The organism is Microbacterium sp. BF1, from assembly GCF_019279095.1.
GTDB classification, from domain to species: Bacteria; Actinomycetota; Actinomycetes; order Actinomycetales; family Microbacteriaceae; genus Microbacterium; species Microbacterium maritypicum.
This window is the reverse complement of record NZ_JAGYWT010000310.1, coordinates 1-2,952: the sequence shown is the minus strand read 5'-3', so window position 1 is coordinate 2,952 and position 2,952 is coordinate 1. Positions and strand designations below refer to the sequence as shown.

Sequence of the window (2,952 nt, the reverse complement as noted above, 5' to 3'; positions counted from 1 at the left end):
GCCATCGCCGACGAACTGAACGACCGACCGCGCAAGGCGCTGGGCTGGGACACTCCGACGGAGCGGATGAATGCTTTACTGAGCCCGGGATAGTTCACACCGTTGCGACGACTACTGGAATCCAAGCAGTGCGTCTTCTGCGACGTCGCGATCCGCCCCGGAGTCCGCGCCCGGCAGGAGATGCGCCATGTTGTACATGACCGAGATCACGGTGAGGACCATGTCCAGGCGCGGTGCCCGCTCCCCGCCCTCCGGCACACGCAGCGGGATCCCTGCCGCGCCGATCCTGCGCTTGGCGCGCACGATGCGCTGTCCGACAGCGGTCGGAGTGCTCATCGTCGCCCTGGCGATCTGCTCGGTCGTGAGGCCGCACACCGCGCGCAGGGTGAGCGCGAGCTGTGCGGGCTCGGACAGCGCCGGATGGCAGCATCCGAACAGCAGAGGCAGTCGCTCATCCATTTCGGTGTCGACCAGCGGCGCCCGGTCGGAGAGGATCGCGAGCTTCTGGCGGTAGCGCTTGTCGCGGCGCAGCCGATCGAGTGCGTTGTGACGCGCAGCCGTAGTGAGCCACGCGGCCGGATTCGGCGGGACTCCCCTCACGCGCCATCCGACCAGAGCTTCGGCGACAGCCTCGGCCACGGACTCCTCCGCGAGATCGAGGTTGCCGAGCGACGTGGTGAGGGCCGCGACGATCCGGGCGGATTCGGCTCGGACCACCCGCTCCAGGGCGCGATCGGATGCCGCGTCCCCCGATGACGCGGCATCCGAGGCGTTCACTGCTCGAACTGGCTGTAGTCCGTCACGATCGGACGGATCTCGACCGAGGTGCCCTCGAGCTCGAGCATCGGCCACGTCCGCGCCAGGGCGATCGCGGCGTCGAGGTCGGCCACATCGATGAGAGTGAAGCCGCCGACGGCCTCACGCGCCTCCGTGAAGGGACCGTCGACGACGACTGCGCCCGTGGCCCCGTGTCGCACGGTGGTCGCCGCATCGACCGGCTGCAGTTCTGCGCCGCTGTCCTCGATCGAGTCGGCATTGTCCTGGAACCACTGGTAGACACGCGCGTACACGTCTTGAGCGACCTCCGGCGAGACGGCGGCGTCGTGCTCGGGGGTGGATGTAAACATGATGACGTACTTCATGAGGTTCGTCCTTTCGTCTTGAGAACCGTTTCACCCCTTCAGCGAACGGGCAAGGACGAATTCGACACCTCAGCCGAGAAGATTCACCGGGTTGAACAGATCGGCGACGAGCAGCAGCGCTCCCATCGCGATCAGAAGCACCGCGACGACCACGGTCAGCGGCACGAGCTTCGTCGCATCGACGGGCGCCGGGGGCGGCCTGCGGTAGAGCTTGGCCCACGCGCGCTTGATGCCGTCCCACAGCGCGACGACGATGTGACCACCGTCGAGCGGGAGCAGCGGGATGAGGTTGAAGACGAACAGCGCGATGTTCAGCGAGCCCAGCAGACCGAGCAGGAAGGCGAACCTGTTGAGGATGGGCGCATCGGTCGCGGCGACCTCACCTGCAAGGCGTCCGACCCCGACGACGCTCAGCGGTCCATTCGGGTCGCGTTCTCCGCCGGTGACGAGGGAGACGCCGATGTCCCACAGACGCACAGGGAGCGTGACGATCATGGATGCGACCCGAGCGGTGCTGTCCGCGGCCATCTCGGGGCCGGCGGTGAGGGGCTGCTGAACGTAGCCCATCTGCGCCCCCATCCCGATATAGCCGACCTCCTTGACGACAGGCTTTCCCGCGTCGTCGAGGACCGGCTGGCCGCTGGCGTCGGTGATCGTGCGCTCTGCCGCGATCGGCGTGAGACGCAGCGACTTCTCCGCCCCATCACGTCGCACCACCATGTCGAGCGTCTCGCCCGGTGCCGCCTGCACGATCGTGGTGGCCTCGGCGAACGTCGACACCGGCTGTCCGTCGACGGACACGATGACATCTCCCGGCTTGATCCCGGCTTCCGCGGCGGGTGAGGCCGGGTCATCCGGTGTGCACTCGGTTGCCGTCGAGCCCGCGGGCACCACGCATTCGGTCACCGAGGCGATGGTGGTGGTTCCCTGCTGCAGGCCGATCCCCGACAGCAGCACGGTGAAGATCACCGTGGCGAGCACGAAGTTCATGGCGGGACCGCCGAGCATCACGACCACGCGCTTCCACACGGGCAGGCGGTAGAAGACGCGATCTTCCGCGCCCTCCGCGATGGTCTCGTCGTTCGCGCTACGCGCATCCTGGATCAATGAGCGGAAGACGCCGGAGGCCGGACCGGAGCTCTTCGACGCCGGGTACATGCCCGACATCGAGATGAAGCCCCCCAGCGGAAGCAGCTTGAACCCGTACTCCGTCTCGCCGATGCGCCGAGACCACCCGTCCGCGGGGGTTACTCCGCGGCGCGCCGCCGCATTACGCTTGCACAGTGGCACGGAGAGGTGCCGGCCCGACGATCGCCCTTCTCCTGGAGGCTCTGTGCCTGAAGCACTGCCCGACCTGTTCCACGCCGACGGCGTGCTCTTCGACCTCGACGGCGTGCTCACCCCGACGGCCGAGGTGCACATGCGTGCCTGGAAGGCCGTCTTCGACGATGTGTTCGCGCGATGGGGTATCACGGCGCCCTACACCGACCCCGACTATTACGACTACGTCGACGGCAAGAAGCGCTACGACGGTGTCGCGAGCCTGATGCGCAGCCGCAACGTCGAGCTGCCCTGGGGTGATGTCGACGACGACCCGACCGCCGAGACCGTCTGCGGCATCGGCAACCGCAAGAACGCTGCGTTCGCCGCGTCTCTGCGCGCTCAGGGGATCGCGCCGTACCCCGGCTCGCTCGCGCTCGTCGAGAGCCTGCACGCCGTGGGCATCCCGCTCGGCGTGGTGTCGAGCTCCAAGAACGCCGAAGAGGTGCTGGGGGCCGCGGGCCTGCGCTCCTTCTTCCGGATCGTGGTC

Annotated in this window: 4 protein-coding genes; 1 reads left to right on the top strand and 3 read right to left on the bottom strand. The window is 67.8% G+C overall.

Features of this window, described 5'->3' with window-relative positions; genetic code table 11:
- Nucleotides 1-111: 111 nt before the first annotated feature.
- The 3 genes from KZA10_RS11125 to KZA10_RS11115 form a co-directional block, all read right to left on the bottom strand.
- Entirely contained in the window at nucleotides 112-777 is a 666-nt protein-coding gene (locus KZA10_RS11125; RefSeq protein WP_308289652.1) for a sigma factor-like helix-turn-helix DNA-binding protein, read from the bottom strand.
- Nucleotides 774-1,142, bottom strand: a complete 369-nt coding sequence (locus tag KZA10_RS11120; RefSeq protein ID WP_055868837.1) for a YciI family protein — start codon at nucleotides 1,140-1,142, stop codon at nucleotides 774-776. Before KZA10_RS11120 ends, KZA10_RS11125 begins: the two co-directional genes overlap by 4 nt.
- Nucleotides 1,143-1,211: 69 nt before the next feature.
- The gene (locus KZA10_RS11115; RefSeq protein WP_308289651.1) at nucleotides 1,212-2,432 is read right to left on the bottom strand and encodes a M50 family metallopeptidase; all 1,221 of its coding nucleotides are present in this window, start codon (nucleotides 2,430-2,432) and stop codon (nucleotides 1,212-1,214) included.
- A 43-nt stretch (nucleotides 2,433-2,475) separates the two neighbouring features.
- On the opposite strand from KZA10_RS11115, the gene KZA10_RS11110 reads away from it, so the two are divergent.
- Nucleotides 2,476-2,952 (top strand): HAD family hydrolase (locus tag KZA10_RS11110; RefSeq protein ID WP_218682914.1); only part of this gene is annotated, 477 nt, incomplete at its 3' end.

What these genes read in the sequence shown, in the direction of transcription:
- KZA10_RS11120 (WP_055868837.1), bottom strand. Translation starts at nt 1,142, where the DNA reads ATGAAGTACGTCATCATGTTTACATCCACCCCCGAGCACGACGCCGCC.